The sequence below is a fragment of the Fischerella thermalis PCC 7521 genome (genome assembly GCF_000317225.1).
In the GTDB taxonomy this organism is placed as follows: Bacteria; Cyanobacteriota; Cyanobacteriia; order Cyanobacteriales; family Nostocaceae; genus Fischerella; species Fischerella thermalis.
In genome coordinates this window covers 1-424 of the sequence record NZ_AJLL01000053.1, presented here as the reverse complement: position 1 = coordinate 424, position 424 = coordinate 1, and the positions used below count along the sequence as shown (strand labels likewise).

Genomic DNA, 424 nt, shown 5'->3' with positions numbered 1-424 from the left:
TTACTCTCTGGCATAGTTGCCAATCCAGAACAGCGGTTAGAGGAGTTACCACTGTTAAGCGAAGCTGAACAACAGCAATTATTAGTCGAGTGGAATGACACCGAGACTGAGTATCCAAACCAGTGTATCCATCAGTTATTTGCAGCCCAGGTGGAACGTACACCTGACGCTGTAGCAGTCATTTTTCAAGACGAGCAATTAACTTATACTCAATTAAATCAAAGAGCTAATCAACTAGCGCACTATTTGCAAAAGCTGGGAGTCAAACCAGAGGTACTGGTAGGAATTTGCTTACCACGCTCAATAGAAATGCTGGTTGGACTGTTGGCAATCCTGAAAAGCGGGCGGGGCTTATGTGCCAATAGACCCAGCTTATCCGCAACAGCGCTTAGCTTTGATGTTGGAAGATGCCCAAGTGTCAGTA

1 pseudogene is annotated in these 424 nt (G+C 45.3%); it reads left to right on the top strand.

Annotated elements, in window-relative coordinates:
• Nucleotides 1-424 (top strand): annotated as a pseudogene (locus UYK_RS24190) (AMP-binding protein); the annotation flags it as partial.